The sequence below is a fragment of the Myxococcus sp. MxC21-1 genome, assembly GCF_032612255.1.
GTDB classification, from domain to species: domain Bacteria; phylum Myxococcota; class Myxococcia; order Myxococcales; family Myxococcaceae; genus Myxococcus; species Myxococcus virescens.
On sequence record NZ_CP123278.1, the window covers coordinates 4,003,101 to 4,019,853 of the forward strand.

At 70.5% G+C, this 16,753-nt stretch carries 12 protein-coding genes and 4 pseudogenes; 6 read left to right on the forward strand and 10 right to left on the reverse strand.

What is annotated here, in order from left to right:
* Window positions 1-40 precede the first annotated feature (40 nt).
* Complete coding sequence (locus tag QEG98_RS18560) at window positions 41-418, reverse strand: hypothetical protein (protein ID WP_316567573.1); 378 nt, start codon at window positions 416-418, stop codon at window positions 41-43.
* A gap of 80 nt (window positions 419-498) precedes the next feature.
* On the opposite strand from QEG98_RS18560, the gene QEG98_RS18565 reads away from it, so the two are divergent.
* On the forward strand, window positions 499-2,319 hold the full coding sequence (locus tag QEG98_RS18565; RefSeq protein WP_316567574.1) for a long-chain fatty acid--CoA ligase: 1,821 nt from the start codon (window positions 499-501) through the stop codon (window positions 2,317-2,319).
* A 103-nt stretch (window positions 2,320-2,422) separates the two neighbouring features.
* Here the strand turns inward: QEG98_RS18565 and QEG98_RS18570 are convergent, their stop codons facing one another.
* The 9 genes and pseudogenes from QEG98_RS18570 to aroF all read right to left on the reverse strand — a co-directional run bounded on the left by QEG98_RS18570 (window position 2,423) and on the right by aroF (window position 10,618).
* A complete protein-coding gene (locus QEG98_RS18570) occupies window positions 2,423-3,724 on the reverse strand; it encodes a citrate synthase (protein ID WP_141258970.1) in 1,302 nt (433 codons plus the stop codon).
* A 77-nt stretch (window positions 3,725-3,801) separates the two neighbouring features.
* The gene (locus QEG98_RS18575) at window positions 3,802-5,094 is read right to left on the reverse strand and encodes a 3-phosphoshikimate 1-carboxyvinyltransferase (protein ID WP_316567575.1); all 1,293 of its coding nucleotides are present in this window, start codon (window positions 5,092-5,094) and stop codon (window positions 3,802-3,804) included.
* Window positions 5,091-6,160, reverse strand: a pseudogene (locus QEG98_RS18580) (3-dehydroquinate synthase family protein). The gene QEG98_RS18575 and the pseudogene QEG98_RS18580 overlap by 4 nt, the downstream one beginning before the upstream one ends.
* Window positions 6,157-7,176, reverse strand: a complete 1,020-nt coding sequence (gene aroC, locus QEG98_RS18585; RefSeq protein ID WP_316567576.1) for a chorismate synthase — start codon at window positions 7,174-7,176, stop codon at window positions 6,157-6,159. Before aroC ends, QEG98_RS18580 begins: the two are co-directional and overlap by 4 nt.
* The gene (locus tag QEG98_RS18590; RefSeq protein WP_316567577.1) at window positions 7,173-7,808 is read right to left on the reverse strand and encodes a hypothetical protein; all 636 of its coding nucleotides are present in this window, start codon (window positions 7,806-7,808) and stop codon (window positions 7,173-7,175) included. Before QEG98_RS18590 ends, aroC begins: the two co-directional genes overlap by 4 nt.
* A gap of 391 nt (window positions 7,809-8,199) precedes the next feature.
* Window positions 8,200-8,460 carry a hypothetical protein gene (locus QEG98_RS18595; RefSeq protein WP_316567578.1) on the reverse strand — a complete coding sequence of 87 codons (261 nt, stop codon included), beginning with the start codon at window positions 8,458-8,460 and terminating at the stop codon, window positions 8,200-8,202.
* Entirely contained in the window at window positions 8,438-8,983 is a 546-nt protein-coding gene (locus QEG98_RS18600) for a shikimate kinase (RefSeq protein ID WP_316567579.1), read from the reverse strand. The genes QEG98_RS18595 and QEG98_RS18600 overlap by 23 nt, the downstream gene beginning before the upstream one ends.
* 37 nt (window positions 8,984-9,020) lie before the next feature.
* Window positions 9,021-9,710, reverse strand: a complete 690-nt coding sequence (ubiE, locus tag QEG98_RS18605; protein ID WP_316567580.1) for a bifunctional demethylmenaquinone methyltransferase/2-methoxy-6-polyprenyl-1,4-benzoquinol methylase UbiE — start codon at window positions 9,708-9,710, stop codon at window positions 9,021-9,023.
* Entirely contained in the window at window positions 9,707-10,618 is a 912-nt protein-coding gene (gene aroF / locus QEG98_RS18610) for a 3-deoxy-7-phosphoheptulonate synthase (RefSeq protein ID WP_011553556.1), read from the reverse strand. Before aroF ends, ubiE begins: the two co-directional genes overlap by 4 nt.
* A gap of 104 nt (window positions 10,619-10,722) precedes the next feature.
* Between aroF and QEG98_RS18615 the strand changes: the two are divergent.
* The 5 genes and pseudogenes from QEG98_RS18615 to menC all read left to right on the forward strand — a co-directional run bounded on the left by QEG98_RS18615 (window position 10,723) and on the right by menC (window position 16,721).
* A pseudogene (locus QEG98_RS18615) lies at window positions 10,723-12,032 on the forward strand (isochorismate synthase MenF).
* A complete protein-coding gene (gene menD / locus QEG98_RS18620; RefSeq protein ID WP_316567581.1) occupies window positions 12,016-13,785 on the forward strand; it encodes a 2-succinyl-5-enolpyruvyl-6-hydroxy-3-cyclohexene-1-carboxylic-acid synthase in 1,770 nt (589 codons plus the stop codon). The pseudogene QEG98_RS18615 and the gene menD overlap by 17 nt, the downstream one beginning before the upstream one ends.
* A pseudogene (gene menH / locus QEG98_RS18625) lies at window positions 13,776-14,632 on the forward strand (2-succinyl-6-hydroxy-2,4-cyclohexadiene-1-carboxylate synthase). The gene menD and the pseudogene menH overlap by 10 nt, the downstream one beginning before the upstream one ends.
* Window positions 14,629-15,552: a 1,4-dihydroxy-2-naphthoate polyprenyltransferase gene (locus tag QEG98_RS18630; protein WP_316567582.1), complete on the forward strand. Its 924-nt coding sequence runs from the start codon at window positions 14,629-14,631 to the stop codon at window positions 15,550-15,552. The pseudogene menH and the gene QEG98_RS18630 overlap by 4 nt, the downstream one beginning before the upstream one ends.
* Before the next feature lie 9 nt (window positions 15,553-15,561).
* Window positions 15,562-16,721 (forward strand): annotated as a pseudogene (gene menC, locus QEG98_RS18635) (o-succinylbenzoate synthase).
* Window positions 16,722-16,753 lie beyond the last annotated feature (32 nt).

Sequence of the window (16,753 nt, forward strand, 5' to 3'; positions counted from 1 at the left end):
GCGTGGGGTGCTCCCCGGGCTGGAGGGCAGGCGGACAGGCTCAACGACGGTCGTCGTCGTCCTCGTCCTCGTCGTAGTCCTCCTCGTCGTCGACGTCCTCGTCCTCGTCCTCATCGAGGTCGTCGTCCTCCGAATCGTCCTCGTCGTCGTCCTCCTCGTCGTCGTCCTCGATCATGTCCTCCAGGTCCTCGGACTCCAACGTCATGGACACGGCGAACCGCTTGTCGAGCGCGGCGATCTGCGCGCGCATCTCCGTGAGCGCTGCGACGAAGTCCTCCGTGAGGTTGGCGGGCGCCTTGGCGTCGCAATGCGGGCAGACGATTTTTTCAGTCCCTTCGATGAGGTCCTGAGCGTCCAGCTCGAAGCTCGCCTCGCACTTCTGGCAGGTGAAGTCGATGCTCATGGTCGGGCGCGGCATACAAAGCACTCCAACCAGCTGTCAACGTCCGAGACGGGGGGACATTGGTAGGGGGCCTTGCTTCCGCTAGCGTTCGGGGCATGGACCTTCCCAAGTCGGTGGTGCATGCGCTCCATGACCGGGCCGCACAGCAGGAGCAGCGCCCAGCCCTGTGGACGCGCCGTGGGGGTGCCTATGCGCCCACCTCGTGGTTTGAATATGCGCAACGGGTGCGGCGCTTCGCCCTGGGGTTGCACGCGCTGGGGGTGGGTGCGGGCCAGCCGGTGGGCATCCTGAGCTTCAACCGCGAGGAGTGGCACGTCGCCGATCTGGCGGCCATCGCCATGGGGGGCGTCCCTGTCGGCCTCTACACCACCAGCGCCCCGGAGCAACTGGAGTACATCCTGGGGCACTGCGAGGCCACGCTCCTGGTCGTGGAGAACGAAAAGCACCTGCGCACCGCCCTGGCGCTGCGCGAGCGGCTGCCCAAGCTGCGCCACGTGGTCGTCATCGACGCGCCCACGGTGCTCCCGGAGGGCGTGCTGCGTTACGCGGACGTCATGGCCCTGGGCACCGGCGCGGACGAGAAGCCCTACTGGGACAGCGTCCACGCCCTGAAGCCGGAAGCCATGGGCACGCTCATCTACACCTCCGGCACCACCGGACACCCCAAGGGGGTGATGCTCAGCCACCACAACCTGGTGTGGACGGCGAAGCAGCTCACGGACTCGGTGACGTTCGGCCAGCCCGCCGCGTCCTCGCTCGTGTCGTATCTGCCGCTGTCGCACATCGCCGAGCAGATCATTTCCCTCTACAGCCCCTTGCTGAACGGGGTGCAGGTGTACTTCGCGGCGTCGGTGGACACGATGCCGCAGAGCCTGCGGGAGGTGCGCCCCTCGTTCTTCTTCGGCGTGCCGCGCGTGTGGGAGAAGTTCAAGGCCAAGGCGGAGGAGGGGCTGGCCTCGCAGCCGCCCTCGAAGCGCCGGGTGGTGGCCTGGGCGCGCCGGGTGGCCTCGGAGCGGCATGAGCGGGTGATGCGCCACCAGAGCGTCCCGATGACGCTGGAGGCCCAGTATCTGCTCGCCAGGCGGCTCGTGTTCGCCCCGCTGAAGGAGCGCATCGGCATGGAGCGGGTGTCCTTCTTCGCCACGGCGGCGGCGCCCGTCGGCCGGGAGGTGCTGGACTTCTTCGCCTCCATCGACATGGTCATCCACGAGGTGTGGGGCATGACGGAGGTGACGGGTCCCGGCACGGTGAACACCGAGTCCCACACGCGGCTGGGCTCCGTGGGCCGGGCGATGATGGGGGTGGAGCTGCGCATCGCGGACGACGGCGAGCTGCTGGTGCGCGGCGGCAACGTCTGCATGGGGTACTACAAGAACCCGGAGGCCACCGCCGAGCTGCTGGCGGACGGGTGGCTGCACTCCGGTGACGTGGGCCAGCTGGACGCGGACGGCTACGTCCAGATCACCGGCCGCAAGAAGGACATCATCGTCACCTCGGGCGGGAAGAAGACGTCTCCCTCCAACATCGAGGAGCTGCTGAAGGCCCTGCCCGGTGTGGGGCATGCGGTGGTGCTGGGCGAACGCCGCAACTTCCTGGTGGCCTTGCTGACGTTGGACGAGGAGAAGGCGCGGGCCCTGGCCAAGGCGCAGGGGTGGCCGGAGGACGCGGCTCGGCTCGCGGAGGATGCCCGCCTGCGCCAGCTCCTCCAGGAGCGCGTGGAGCGCGACGTGAACCCGAAGCTGTCCCGCTTCGAGACCATCAAGCGCTTCGCGGTGCTGCCGAAGGACTTCTCCGTGGAGGGCGGTGAGCTGACGCCGAAGCTGAGCGTGCGCCGCAACGTGGTGGCGGAGAAGTACGCCGGCCTCGTGGAGTCGCTCTACGACGAGTCCCCGCAGGGCGGTTCTCAGACGGGCTGAGCGCGCCGGTGCCGCGGGAAAGCGAAAGGGGCGGGGAACCTCGCGGTTCCTCGCCCCTTCGTGCTTCTGGCCCACGCGAGAAGCGCGGGCCTTGTGTCGCGGCCTACTTGGCGGCGCGCTTGTCCATGGGGACGTAGTCGCGGCGCGGGGCGCCCGTGAACACCTGGCGCGGACGGGCGATCTTCTGCTCGTTGTCCGTCACCATCTCCTCCCACTGCGCGCACCAGCCCACCGTGCGGGGGATGGCGAAGAGCACCGGGAACATCTCGACCTGGAAGCCCATCGCCTCGTAGATGAGGCCCGAGTAGAAGTCGACGTTCGGGTACAGCTTCCGCTTCACGAAGTACTCGTCCTCGAGCGCGATGCGCTCCAGCTCGACGGCGATCTCCAGCAGCGGGTTCTTGCCCGTCACCTCGAAGACCTCGTCGGCCACGCGCTTGATGACCTTGGCGCGCGGATCGTAGGACTTGTAGACGCGGTGACCGAAGCCCATCAGCTTCTTCTCACCTTCGCCGCTCTTCACCGACTTGATGAACTCCGGGATCTTGGAGACGTGGCCGATGTCGCGGAGCATGCGGAGCACGGCCTCGTTGGCGCCGCCGTGCAGCGGGCCGTAGAGGGCGCCGATGCCCGCGCTGACCGCCGAGTACGGATCCACCTCGGACGAGCCCACCGTGCGCACGGACGTGGTGGAGCAGTTCTGCTCGTGGTCCGCGTGCAGGATGAAGAGGATGTCGAGCGCGCGCTCGAGCACCGGGTGGACCTTGTAGGTCGACGTGCCGATGCGCTTGATCATCGCCAGGAAGTTGGCGACGTAGGACAGGTCGTTGTCCGGGTAGATGTACGGCAGGCCCATCGTGTGCCGGTAGGAGAACGCGGCGATGGTGGGCATCTTCGCGATGAGCCGCGTGATCTGGATGCGGCGGCTCAGCGGGTCCTTGATGTTCTTCGCGTCGGGGTAGAAGCTGGACAGCGCCGCCACCGTGGAGCTCACCATGGACATGGGGTGCGCGTCGTAGCGGAACCCGTCCATGAAGCTCTTCACGTTCTCGTGCACGTAGGTGTGGTGCGTGACGAGGTGGTTGAACTGCTGCAGCTCCTTCTCCGAGGGCAGCTCACCGTTCAGCAGGAGGTAGGCGACCTCGAGGAAGCTCGACTTCTCCGCGAGCTGCTCGATGGGGTAGCCCCGGTACTCGAGGATGCCCTTGTCGCCGTCGATGAAGGTGATGGCGCTCTTGCAGTTGGCGGTATTGAGGAACGCCGGATCGTAGCCCATCAACCCAAAGTCATCGTCGCCCGTTTTGATCTGGCGGAGAGCATTGGTGCGAATACAGCCGTTCTCGATCGGGACCTCGTAGGTCTTCCCGGTCCGATTGTCGGTGATCGTCAGCGTGTCCTTGGCCATGGGGCGGAGATTTCACAGGGGGGAGAGTGCTTTCAACAAAAAAGAACGATAAGTCTGCTGGACGGACACTGAGGGTCTCATCGCGCATCAGTTATCCGAACACCCACCCTGGACAACTGGCGCCAGAACCCAGGAAAGCTCTTTTCCACGCACTCTGGACCGGTGAGTGTCAGCGGCGTGCCGGACAGGACACACAGTGTCGCAGCGGTCATCGCGAGACGATGGTCTCCCTCGCTGCTCATCTCGAAGCCCGAAGGTGGCGTGCGGGGTGGCTGGATCAGCAGCCGTTCTCCTTGGAGCTCCGTGTTTCCGCCGAACGCCTTCACGAGCGTCCGGATGCCCTCGAGACGGTCGCTCTCCTTGACGCGGAGGATGCCCACCTCCGTGAGCGTGGAGGGCGCCGGAAGCACGCAGGCGAGCGCGGCCAGCGTGGGGAGCAGGTCCGGACATTCCTCGCCGGAGGCGCGAAGGCCCCCTGAAAGCTGGCCTTCCACCTTGAGCGTGAAGGGAGCGTCCGCGGGCACCGCGCGCAGGCCCACCTGCTCAATCAACCGGACAATGGCGTCGTCCGGGTGGGCACTGCCCGTGTCCGCGCGCACCACGGTGCCGCCCGTCTTCCACGCCACCATCAGCAGGTAGCCCAGGGACGACCAATCGCCCGGCAGCGTGGGGACGGCCGGGGGCGCCGCGTACCCGGCCACGGTGTAGCTCGACGGGGAGCGCTGGATGTCGAAGCCGAAGCGGCTCAGCCACGTGAGGGTCAGCTCCAGGTAGCCCGCACTGGTGAGGGGCCCGTCAATCTCCACGCGCCAGGGGCGGCGCTCGCGCAGGTACAGCGCCGCGCAGCCCAGCAGCAGGCTGGAGGCGTACTGGCTGCTCTGGGCGCCCGGCACGCGGAACACGGGAGAGACGTTCGACGTGTCACGGGGCGCGCGCAGCTCCACCGGCCAGGGCGTGCCCTCGGTGAGCGTGAGGCCCGCGGGACCCAGGGCCTCGCGCAGGGAGGTGAAGAGCGGGCCGTGGGGCCGCTCGCCCAGGCGGGGCGTGCCGGTGAAGCGCGCCTGTGCGCCGGGCGTCACCGCCGCCTGGGTGGCCAGGATGCGGAAGGGCGCGCCGCCGTCCGCGCAGTCGATGTCGCGCACGGCATCCGGAGGCAGACGCAGGGCCTCGACGCCCTGCCGCAGCACGCGCACGTCGGCGGGGAGGTCCTCGTCCGCCTCGGCCTGCACCGAGGGCAGAGGCCACGAGCCCGTGAGGTGCCCCAGCACCAGCGCCCGCTGCGCGTCCGACTTGGACACCGGCGGGGTGAGGGGCGCGGCGTGCAGCGTGGAGGGGTCCACCACGATACGGGAAGCCTTCGCCGCGCTCATGGTCGCTCCCCCTTCGTCCACGCGGGCCACAAGGCACGCCAGCCTGATTCGTCCACGTCGCGTACCTCGGTGGCGCCAATAGCCGTCAGCAGCACCATGCGCAGCTCGCCCTTGGCGCCGGCCTTCTTGTCGGCGGTGAGCAGCGCCAGCACGTCCTTCATCGGCGCGCGGCGGAGCAGGGCGGCGGCGCGCTCGCGGCCCTGCACGCCGGGGCCATTGGCCAGGGCGGCTTCGACCTCGGCGGCAACGGGCTCCGGGGTCACGCCCAGGTGACGGCCCACGTCCAGGGCCAGCAGCATGCCCAGACCCACGCCGTCACCGTGGGACAGCTTGAAGCGGGAGACGCTCTCCAGCACGTGGCCGAAGGTGTGGCCGAAGTTGAGCACCCGGCGCAGCCCCGTGTGCTCGTACGGGTCCTGCGCGCAGATGCGCTCCTTGAGGGCGCGGGCGTCCTTCACGAGCTTCTCGAGCGCGGGCGGCTTGCGCACGTAGCGGCGGAAGAGCGGCGCGTCGAGGCTGACCACCATCTTCCAGGCCTCCAGCGCGCCCTCGCGGCGCTGCGCATCGGAGAGCGTGTCGAAGAACTCGGGGCACACCCAGCCTTCGTCCGCGTAGTGGAAGACGCCGGCCGGGTTCTTCACCACGCGCCCGCGCACCGTCATGTCGACAGCGCCCTTGCCGCCGACGCTGCTGTCCACCGCCGCCAGCAGCGTGGTGGGGACCTGCACCAGGCGCACGCCGCGCTTGAGGACATGCGCGGCCACGGTGGAGACGTCACCGATGGTGCCGCCGCCCACGGCCACGAGCGTGCCGGAGCGCGGAAGGGCCAGGCCGTTGGCCAGGACCTTCTCCAGCGCGGTGAACGTCTTGGCGCTCTCGCCGCCGGTGAGCTGGATGATGGCGCGGGGCTGCGCGCCTCCAGGGTGGGGATGAGGGTGGGGTGGAGCTTCGCGACGGTCCGGTCCACCACCGCCACGCTTCCCTCGGGCAGGTTCCTGGCGAGGCGGGCGAAGGTGCCCCATCGGTCGGACGGCGGACGGTAGGCCCCGGGAGGAAGAGCACTCATGGCGCGTGGGGCCTCGCGTTGAGGTGGAGGACGAGGTCGGCGATGACGAGCGACACCATGGCCTCCAGCACCGGGACTGCCCGGGGCATGATGCACGGGTCGTGACGGCCACCCTTCGCATGCTCCTGCAGCGTCGCGGGCGGCTTGAAGAAGGTGCGGATCTGCATCGGCTCACCATTGGCGAGCCCGCCCTGGATGCCGCCGTACGCGTCCTTCACGGCGTGGAACTGGATGCCGGGCTGGCCAATGCGCTCGAGCAGGTCCGGCGGACCCCAGACGACGCCCGTGACGGCGCCGATGCTGCCCAGGGCCTGCGCGATGCGCGCCTTGAGCTTGCCGAAGATGGGCTCGCCCAGACCCACGGGCAGGCCCTCCACGCGCACGTCAATGGCGCCGCCCAGGCTGTCGCCCGCCTCCTTCGCGGTGAGGATGCGCTGGGACATCTCGTCGCGGATGGCGACGTCCGGGCAGCGCGTGGCGTGAGCATCCACCTGCACGCGGGTGAGTCCCGGCGCGGGCACGGCGGCCACCAGGTTGCCCACCTGGGACACGTAGGCGACGGTGCGGATGGAAGGCACGTCCCGGGCGAGGTACGCCTCGGCGATGGCGCCGCCGATGACGCGGCAGAGCGTCTCGCGCCCGCTGGTGCGCCCGCCGCCGCGGTGGTCACGGTGCTTGAAGCGCTCGCGCCACACGGCGTCCGCGTGGCCGGGCCGGTCCTCGGCCTTCAGCTTCTCGTAGTCCCCCGAGCGCTGGTTGGTGTTGCGCACGATGGCGGCGATGGGCGTCCCCAGTGTCTTGTCCACGAAGACGCCGGACAGGATTTCCACCTGGTCCGGTTCGCTGCGCGCGGTGGTGATGGTGGACTGGCCGGGGCGCCGACGGTCCAGCGCGACTTGAATCTGCTCGCGCGTCAGGGGCACGCCGGCGGGGCAGCCATCCAGGATGGCGCCGAGCGCGGGCCCGTGGCTCTCTCCAAACGTCGTCAGGCGAAACAGTTCGCCGAAGGTATTCATGTCGCGGACTCCCAGAGTTGGCGCTGACGCCGGGCTTGCGCGATGAACCACGCCGCACCCAGCAGGACCGGAGTACCGCCGCGTCGGACAATCTCCGCGGCGATGCGCCGACCCGGGGCGCCGTAGGCGATGACCGCCACACGGGCCCCGTCGAAGCGCAGGTCGTCAGGAGCGGGCACCCTATCGGGCCAGGTCCAGACGCCCGCCCCTGTGAGAGGCGCCTGGATGTCGGCGCGTCGCAAGACGCGCAAGTCGCAGCTCAGCTCCGCCGCCACGGACCGGAGCGCCGAGGTGGCGCCACCGTCCCCCAGGACGAAGACTTCGCGAGCCCCGAGCCGCTCGAGCACCGTGCGGGCGCCGAACATGTCGGTATTGAAGGCTTCCCACCGGCCGCCCCGGCGGACCAGCGTGTTGATGGCGTCCAGCGAGGACCCCGTGTGCTTCGCCAGGCGCAGCTTGAAGGGGCTGGTGACGGCGAAGCCTCCGTAGTGAGGCAGGAGCGCGTCCACCACGGCCTCCACCGGCCCGTCCTCCGGCAGGTCGATGCGGTCGAAGGGCTGACGGTGGATGCGGGGCGAGCGCGAGTGGACGATGGACGTCCCCAGGATGCCCAGCCGCAGCGGCGGCGCCAACGTGTACCGGTCCGCGCCGCGCAGCTCCTCACGGCGTCGTCCAGCAGCCGCTGGCCGGGCGCCGCGACCCAGGCGCCTCCCATCGCGACGTAGTCCAACACGTTGTTCTGGGCGAGCAGCGCCCGCGTGGGCAACGCCGCCGCGCCCATGCCCAGCACCGTGACTCGCGTGGCGCCGAAGCGCTCCATCATCCGACGCTGCGTCTCCATCAGTGTGACGAGGTGGGCCGGGTCCGTCATCGGCTCCACATGCTTCACCAGGGCGTCGGCGGGCAGCTCTCGCTCCCACAACTGGAGCGCTTCCTCCGTGGAGAGCTGCCGGCTCGCGTGGTGCGACGCGAGCAGCTTTCCCGGAGGGGCCGCCAGCGATGCCTGCTGCCCCGACGCGTCCATCAAGTCCCTGTCCACGCGCCAGGCCGCGGCCACCCAGGGGCGGGCAGCGGCTTGCCGCGCTCGGAGACGAGCAGCGGCAGCACCGCCGCCAGCGCCTCGGGCGAGATGGCGTCAGGGGCGTGCAGGTCCGTGCGGATTTCCAGGACGTCCGCCCCACGGCGCTGGCCGTCGCGCGCGAAGCGGACAGCGTCTTCGCCGAGCAGGGTGGGGGCAGGGTGACGACGCGCCGGGCGGGCGTCACAGGGGCACCTCGGGGGCAAGGCAGCCTCGGAGGAAGTCCTCCAGGGCCACGGTGGGGACGCGGGCGTGCAGCACCTCGCGCTCATGGAACACCGCGGACAATTCTTCTTCGAGCGACATGTCGGCGCGCAGCCGCGGGCGCGTCCGGTCCTTGAGCAGCCGCTCACGGTAGGTGTCGAAACAGATGGGGACGACCAGGGTGAAGAGCCCGGTCAGCGCGTCGGGATGGTGCGACAGGAAGCCGCCTCCCACGGCCACCAGCCCTCCGGCTGGCAGCGCTTGGAGTGCGCTGCGTTCAGCGGCCCGGAACTCCTGCGGCGCTTCCGCCACCCATCTGCGCAGCGGGCGCCCGTGCAGGCGCTCCAGGTGTGCGTCCAGGTCCAGCCCGGGGCGCGCGAGCATGCGGGCCACCATGGGCAACAGCCGCGACTTGCCCGCGCTCCGATGGCCGGCGAGCACCACCGTCTGACCGGAGCCGGGGAGCGGGGAGGGGCCCGGGCGGGCTACCGCCTCCCTCAGTCCCGGCGCGAGCCGGGGATCCACCGAGGCGAGAATCTGCTCAACGAGGTGCCGCCGCTCCTCAGCGGACGGTGCCGACATAGACGTAGGCGGTGCCGAACGTGAGCGCATGCGCGGACTTTGCCGCGTAGGCCCCGGACTGGTCCATCAACTCCAGGAACTTGTCACCGGCCGGGAAGGCGGCGGACGTCTTGGGCAGGTACTGGTACGCGGCGCGGTTGCCCGTCAGCAGCCCTCCGATGGTGGGCATCACCGTCTTGCTGTAGAAGCGGAACAAGGCCCCGAAGGCGCCCGTGGGTTGGCCGAACTCCAGCACCACGACGTGGCCACCGGGCCGGACCACCCGAGCCATCTCTTTCAGGCACTTCACCGGGTCATCCACGTTGCGGATGCCGAACGAGATGGAGGCCACGTCGAAGCTGTCGGCCGCGAAGGGCAGGTCCATCGCGTCGGCCACCTGGAAGTCCACCTGGAGGCCCGCCTTCTCCGCCTTGGCGGGGGCGCTCTCCAGCATCTCCGGGCAGAAGTCCGTGCCCACGACACGGCCGGACACGCCCACCTTGCGCTTGAAGGCCAGGGCCAGATCGCCAGTGCCCGAAGCGCAGTCGAGGACGCGGTCTCCTTCCTTCGCGGTGCTGAGCCGGACGGCCTTCCGGCGCCACAGCCGGTGGATGCCGAACGAGAGGACCTCATTCGTCACGTCGTACTTCGTGGCGATGGAAGAGAACATCTCACGGACTTCAGTGCTCATCGCGCCCTCACGACCTGGGCCGGGCTTTCCGGCCGCCAAAGGTGTCGGTCCACCGCGTCTAGCACGGCTGGCAGCCGTCGCATCAACGTCTCGAAGCGTTCAGGCGTCAGGGCCTGGTGCCCATCGCACATGGCCTGCTCGGGCTTCGGGTGGACTTCAATCAACAATCCGTCCGCCCCCGCGGCCGCGGCCGCCAGCGACATGGGGAGGATGAGCGCCGGGTCGCCCGTCGCATGGGACGGGTCGACGATGACGGGCAGGTGGGAGCGCTGCTTCGCCCAGGCCACCGCCGCCAGGTCCAGCGTGTTGCGCAGCTCCGTCTCGAAGGTGCGGATGCCGCGCTCGCACAGCATCACCTGTTCGTTGCCGCCGTCGAGGATGTACTCGGCGGCCAGCAGCCACTCCTGCAACGTGGCTGACAGGCCTCGTTTGAGCAGCACGGGCTTGCGCACCTTCCCCAGTGCCCGCAGCAGCGAGTAGTTCTGCATGTTGCGAGCACCCACCTGGAGGATGTCCGTGGACTCCTCCATGAGGGGAATCTGCGCCGACTCCATCACCTCACTGATGATGGGCATGCCGTGGCGGCGCCCGGCCTCCGCCAGGACGTGCAGGCCCGGCTCGCCCATGCCCTGGAATGCGTAGGGGCTGGTGCGAGGCTTGAATACGCCACCGCGCAGGACATGGGCACCCGCGGCGGCCACCACCGAGGCGGCGTGCTGCACCTGCTCCGCGCCTTCCACCGCGCAGGGGCCAGCCATGACGACGAACCCGGGGCCTCCGACTTCCACGGGGCCCACTCGCACGCGAGTGCCTTCGGGCCGCTCCACGCGAAGCACCCGCAGCGCGCCCGGGGCCCGTCCGGACCCGGCTGGTTCGTCTGGCCGCTTGCCTCCCACGGACCCTCCCATTCATGGAGTTCAAGAGGTTTTGAACTCCTTGGTGCATGTATAGCCGAGATGGCTTAGAAGACAACCGAAGGTGATTGCGACGCAATTGCCGATGAGGAACGCTGATGAAGACGCACACTCCCGTTGAGAGCCAGCGCTGGGTGGCCGGAATGACGCCCCTTGCGGTGGTGGATCCGCTCGCGGGTGCGGACGTATTGGGCGTTCCGACCGTCTACTGGGAGCGTCCGCTGGCGCAGGACGCAGCGGCGGGGTGGGGTGAGGCGGCGGTGGTGGTGGCGCAGGACGCCTCCGACATTCCTGACGTGCTGGCCTCGCTGGGCCGCACGCAGGTGCGCTGGCTGGGCGAAGCCCCGGAGTCGATGCCGGGCCCCTGGTTTGGCGGCATCCGTTTCGGTGACTCGGGCACGGTGGACACGGCGTGGGCGTCGCACGGTGTGACGCGCTGGACGCTGCCCGAAGTGCTGGTGTTCCGCACGGCGCGCGGCGCGTGCGTGGTGGCGTTCGCGCAGGAAGGCCGCGGGGGTGAGGACTGGTGCGCTCGCGGCTGGAGCGCGTCCGTGCCTGCTTCCCGGAGTCGTACCGGCATGCGCGCGGCGAGCCCGTGGAATTGGAGTTGCGCGCGTCGCGGCCGGACTTCGAGGTGCGGGTGCAGCGCGCGCTGGACGCGATTGCGTCCGGGCACCTCCAGAAGGTGGTGCTGGCGCGCCCGCTGGATGCGGAAGGACCCGTGCCCTTTGACGTGGTGGACGTGCTGGCGCGGCTGCGTGAGCAGAATCCCCGCTGCGCCACCTTCCTGTTCCGCGCGCCGGACGACACGTGCTTCCTGGGCGCGACGCCGGAGACGCTGTGCCGGGTGGACGGTCAGGTGCTGGAGACGGAGGCCCTGGCGGGCACGGCCGCGCCCGGCCAGGCGGACGGACTGCGGGGCCATGACAAGAACGTGCGCGAGCACGCGTCCGTGGTGCGCTACCTCGTCACCGCGTTGACGCCGCTGGCGGAGCAGGTGTCGTCGGACGCGGAGCCCGCGCTGCTGGCCTTGAAGAACGTCGTGCACCTGCGGACGGGGTTTCGCGCCGAGCTGCGGCCGGGGGTGACGCCGGCGCAGGTGGTGGAGGCGCTGCATCCCACGCCGGCCGTGGGCGGTACGCCCCGTGAGCGCGCACTGTCGTTCCTGGTGGAGCACGAAGGCCTGGACCGTGGGTGGTACGCGGGGCCGGTGGGCTGGGTGGGGCCTGGGCGGGCGCACCTGATGGTGGCGCTGCGCTCGGCGCGCGTGAAGGGCGCGAAGGCCCGGCTGTTCGTCGGCGTGGGGCTGGTGGCTGGCTCCAACGCGGACTCGGAGTGGCGGGAGACGGAGATGAAGAGCCTGGCCATGTTGCGGGCCTTGGGAGGCGGGGATGTCGTCCGACGCTAACCTCAACGTGCTGTGGGCGCGCGCGTTGCTGGAAGAGCTCGTGCGCGGTGGGGTTCGTCACGCGGTGGTGTGTCCGGGGTCCCGGTCATCGCCCCTGGCCCTGGCCTGTGCCGGGACGGAGGGGCTGCGCACGTGGTCCGTCATCGACGAGCGCAGCGCGGGCTTCTTCGCCCTGGGGCTCGCGAAGCAGTCGCGCGCGCCGGCCGTGGTGGTGGCGACCAGCGGCACCGCGGGCGCGCACTTCTACCCGGCGGTCATCGAGGCCGCGCTGTCTCACGTGCCCCTGGTGGTGCTGACGGCGGACCGGCCCCTGGAGCTTCAGGGCTGGGGCGCGCCGCAGACCGTGCCACAGGCGCGCTTCTTCGGAGAGCACGCGCGCTTCTACGCGGACCTCGGTCAGCCCGAGGCGCATGACGCGGCGTTGATTCACATGCGTGCCACCGTTGCCCGCGCGGTCGTCAGCGCGTGGCGCGCGCCGCGGGGCGCCGTGCAGCTCAACGTCCCGTTCCGCGAGCCGCTGGCCCCCATCGCAGAACCCTTCCCCGAGGCCGCCTTGAGCGCGCTCGCGAAGTCGGGCCGCGCCGGCGCGCCGCTGACGCGCATCGTCCCGCCCGAGCCGGTACCAGACGCGGCCACCTTGGACGAGGTGCGCCGCCGGATTGCCGAGACCACTCGCGGCGTCATCGTGTGTGGTCCGCGCGATGAGATGGATGGATTCGCGGCGGCCATCAGCGCGCTGTCGCAAGCCACGGGCTATCCCGTGGTGGCCGAGTCCACCTCGCAGGCCCGCTATGGCGGCGGCCCGCTCACGCTGTCCTATTACGACGCGATGTTGCGGCACGCGCCGTTCGCGAAGGCGCACCGTCCGGAGCTCGTGTTGCGCTTCGGGGGCGGGCTCACGCCGAAGGTGCCTCAGCAGTGGCTGGACGGCTCGGGCGCGGACATCGTCCTCTTCAGTGATGGCGGCGGGTTGTTCGACCCGGCGCACCGCGCGTCCACGGTGGTGGAGGGCTCGGCGGTGGCGGCCTGTGAGGCCCTGACGCGAGGACTCGCGCGCGGCGCGGGGCCGTGGGCACGAGGCTTCCTGGCCGCGGAGCAACGGGTGCGCACGGCGCTGGAGGCCGCGTTCGCGGAGCAGCCCGACGTGCTCTCCGAGCCGCGTATCGCTCGCGAGGTGGTGGCGGCGCTTCCCGCGGGCGCGCCGCTCTTCGTATCCAGCAGCATGCCCATCCGCGACCTGGACGCCTTCGCTCCGGCGGGCACGGTGCCGCTGCGGGTGCTGGCCAATCGAGGGGCCAACGGAATCGACGGCATTGTCTCCAGCGCGCTCGGCATGGCGGCCGCGGCGGGCCGGCCCGCGGTGCTGCTCACGGGGGACCTGGCGTTGCTGCATGACGTGGGAGCCTTCGTCACCGCGTCGCGCACGCGAGTGCCGCTCACGGTGGTGGCGGTGAACAACGATGGGGGCGGCATCTTCTCGTTCCTCCCCATCGCCCAGGTCGCGCCGCGGGACACGTTCGAGACGCTCTTCGGTACGCCGCACGGTGTGGACCTGTCCCACGCGGCGGCGCTGGGCGGCGCCCGGCTCCACCGGCCGGAGACGCCCGTTGCGCTCAGGTCGGCCGTGCGCGAGGGCCTGGAGGGCGGGCTCCACCTGGTGGAAGTGCGTGTGGACCGCAACGCGAATGTGGATGAGCACCGGCGGCTGTTCGCTCGAATGGCGGCCTCACTGGGAGAAGGACCATGGGCGTGAAGCTGGCTTACGAGACGTGGGGTGAGGGCTCCCGTCCGCTCGTGTTGCTGCACGGCTTCACCGGCAGCCGCAGGGCCTTCGACGGGCTGCGTCCGCTCCTGGGCCGCGATGTGCGCGCGGTGGCGGTGGACCTCCCCGGTCATGGGGCCACGCCGCTGCCGGACCAGCGGGGGCGTGAGGCCTTCGTGGAAACGGTGGACGCGCTCGTCGCGCTGGTGGACTCGCTGGGGCAGGGACCCGTGGACCTGCTGGGCTATTCGCAGGGGGCCCGCGTGGCGCTGGCGGCGGCCGTGCGCGCGCCGGACCGCTTCGGCCGGCTCATCATGGAGAGCGGCTCGCCAGGGCTGCATCGGCGTCAGGAGCGCGCGGCCCGGCGTGAGGCGGACGGACAGCTGGCGGCCTTCATCCGTTCGCGAGGCGTGGACGCCTTCGTGGACCGCTGGGAGCAATTGCCGCTGTTCGACGGCCTGCGCCAGCTCCCGCAGGAGCGCAAGGACGCGCTGCGCTCACAGCGCCGCGCCTGCACGGCGGAGGGCTCGCGGGCGCGCTGGAGTGTCTGGGGCTGGGCGTCCAGCCGGATTTCTGGCCGGAGCTGCATGCCCAGCGGCTGCCCACGCTGCTGCTGACGGGCGCTTTGGATTCGAAGTTCACCCAGATTGCCCGCCGCATGGCCACGGAGCTGCCGGTGGTCTGGCGCCACGCCTTTGAAGGCTGTGGCCACGCGCCGCACCTGGAGGCGCCGGAGGCCTATGCCCGTGAAGTCCTCGGGTTCCTCCAGACGCCCTGGTACGAGGCCCCGCAGTTCGACAGCCCCATGACCGCGCGCGAGGGAAGGGTGACGTCGTGAGCACGTCGATTCCGGCGCCGGGCCCGCTGTCGGTGAAGCCCCGTCCCGGGGTGAAGCACTGGGTGATGGCGGCGCGTCCCAAGACGCTGACGGCGGCGTTGGTGCCGGTGTTGGTGGGCACGGGGCTCGCGTTCGGCTCGGGCGTGGGGCGCCTGCTGCCCGCGTTGGCGGCGCTGCTGGGCGCGGTGCTCATCCAGATTGGCACCAACTTCATCAACGACTACTACGACTTCAAGAAGGGCGCCGACACGCACGAACGGCTGGGCCCTCAGCGCGTGACGCAGAGTGGCCTCATCGCGCCGGGCACCGTGCTGGCGGGCGCGGGCGTGTGCTTCGCGCTGGCTACGGCCGTGGGCCTGTACCTGGTGGTGGTGGGCGGCTGGCCCATCATCGCCATCGGCCTGGCGTCGCTGCTGTGCGGCTACGCATACACGGGCGGCCCCTTTCCCCTGGGCTACAATGGCCTGGGAGACGTGTTCGTCTTCATCTTCTTCGGCCTGGTGGCGGTGACGGGGACCTACTACGTGCAGGCGGGGACGGTGGACCCCGCGGCGTGGTGGGCGGCGGTGCCCGTGGGCGCAAGCGGCACCATGCTCATCGTCGTCAACAACCTGCGCGACGTGACGACGGACGTGAAGGCTGGCAAGCGCACCCTGGCGGTCCGCTTCGGCACGGGCGTGGGGAAGGCGGAGTACCTCCTCCTGCTGGTGATGTCGTACGCCACGCCCTTCGCGATGTACGCGCTGAAGCTGGCCAGCCCCTGGGTGTTCCTGTCCCTGCTGAGCCTGCCCCTGGCGGTTCCCCCGTTGCGGCAGGTGTTGAAGCAGGAGGGGGCCGCGCTGAATCCGGCGCTGGGGTCCACGGCCAGACTGCAGCTCGTGTTTGGAGTGCTGTTCGCGTTGGGCCTCTACCTGCGATGATGTGAGGCCATGCGGATTGCCCAGGTTTCGCTCATTCCCCTCCGGTTGGAGCTGCGCCAGCCCCTGAAGACGTCTCACGGGGTGCACGCGGTGCGAGAAGGCTTCCTCGTCCGCGTCGTCGACGAGGAGGGGCGCGAAGGTCTGGGCGAGGCGATGCCGCTGCCCGCGTTCGGCACCGAGTCGCTCGAAGACTGTGGCGTGACGCTGAACGCCTGGCTGTCCGAGCTGAAAGGCCAGTTCCTGGGCGACTCGGTCCGGGCCATTGAGGACACGTTGTCGCCGTTCCCCCCTGCCGTGGCGCGAGGCGACGGCGTGCGTATCCGTGCACGTCAGGTGACGCCAGCGGGCGCCATGCCGGCCGCGGAACACGCGCTGGAGCTGGCGCTGCTGGACCTGCTCGCGCAACGCCAGGGTGTGCCGCTGTGCTGGCTGCTGGCGGAGGAGGCGCGGACGGAAGTGGCGGTGAACGCGCTGCTGGGCGCCGATACCCCCGAGGCCCTGGCGGAAGAGGCCCGGCAGGCCGTGGCCGAGGGCTTCGGCACGTTGAAGCTGAAAGTCGCCGGCCGGCCGCTGGACGCCGACGAGGCGCGAGTGAAGGCCGTGCGCGACGCGGTAGGGCCGGACGTGAAGCTCCGGCTGGATGCGAACGGCGGCTGGGCTGAGCCCGACGCGAAGCGCGCCCTGGACCGGCTGGGCTGGTACGGCCTGGAGTTGGTGGAGCAGCCCACGCCGCCGGAGGACCTCGCGGCGCTCTGGCGCGTTCAGCGCCGCGCCCCTGCACGGTGGCGGCGGACGAGTCCCTGGCTTCTCCCGATGCGCTCCGGGCGCTGCTGACGGTGGACCCGTTGCTGGGCGGTGGCCCGGCGGTGGGCGCGGTGGTGCTGAAGCCCATGGTGCTGGGCGGACTGTTGCCGTGCCTCGTGGTCGCGATGCGCGCGGCTCGGCTCGGAATGCAGGCCTATGTCACCAGCTCCATTGATGGCGTGGTGGCGCGGGCTGGCGCGGCACACCTCGCGGCGGCACTGCCATCCGGAGCGCTGGCCTCCGGGCTCGCGGTGGGGCGCTTGCTGGCGAAGGAGCCGGAAGGTCATCCGTACCATCCGCAGCGAGGCATCATTCGCCTGTCGAGCACCCCGGGGCTCGGACTGAGCTCCCAGTCACTGGTGTGACGGCTCGACGCATGGGAGCCCACGGATTGGCC

What these genes read in the sequence shown, in the direction of transcription:
- aroF (WP_011553556.1), bottom strand. Translation starts at nt 10,618, where the DNA reads ATGGGAGGGTCCGTGGGAGGCAAGCGGCCAGACGAACCAGCCGGGTCC.
- QEG98_RS18570 (WP_141258970.1), bottom strand. Translation starts at nt 3,724, where the DNA reads ATGGCCAAGGACACGCTGACGATCACCGACAATCGGACCGGGAAGACC.
- ubiE (WP_316567580.1), bottom strand. Translation starts at nt 9,710, where the DNA reads ATGAGCACTGAAGTCCGTGAGATGTTCTCTTCCATCGCCACGAAGTAC.
- QEG98_RS18565 (WP_316567574.1), top strand. Translation starts at nt 499, where the DNA reads ATGGACCTTCCCAAGTCGGTGGTGCATGCGCTCCATGACCGGGCCGCA.
- menD (WP_316567581.1), top strand. Translation starts at nt 12,016, where the DNA reads ATGTCGTCCGACGCTAACCTCAACGTGCTGTGGGCGCGCGCGTTGCTG.
- QEG98_RS18560 (WP_316567573.1), bottom strand. Translation starts at nt 418, where the DNA reads ATGCCGCGCCCGACCATGAGCATCGACTTCACCTGCCAGAAGTGCGAG.
- QEG98_RS18575 (WP_316567575.1), bottom strand. Translation starts at nt 5,094, where the DNA reads ATGAGCGCGGCGAAGGCTTCCCGTATCGTGGTGGACCCCTCCACGCTG.
- aroC (WP_316567576.1), bottom strand. Translation starts at nt 7,176, where the DNA reads ATGAATACCTTCGGCGAACTGTTTCGCCTGACGACGTTTGGAGAGAGC.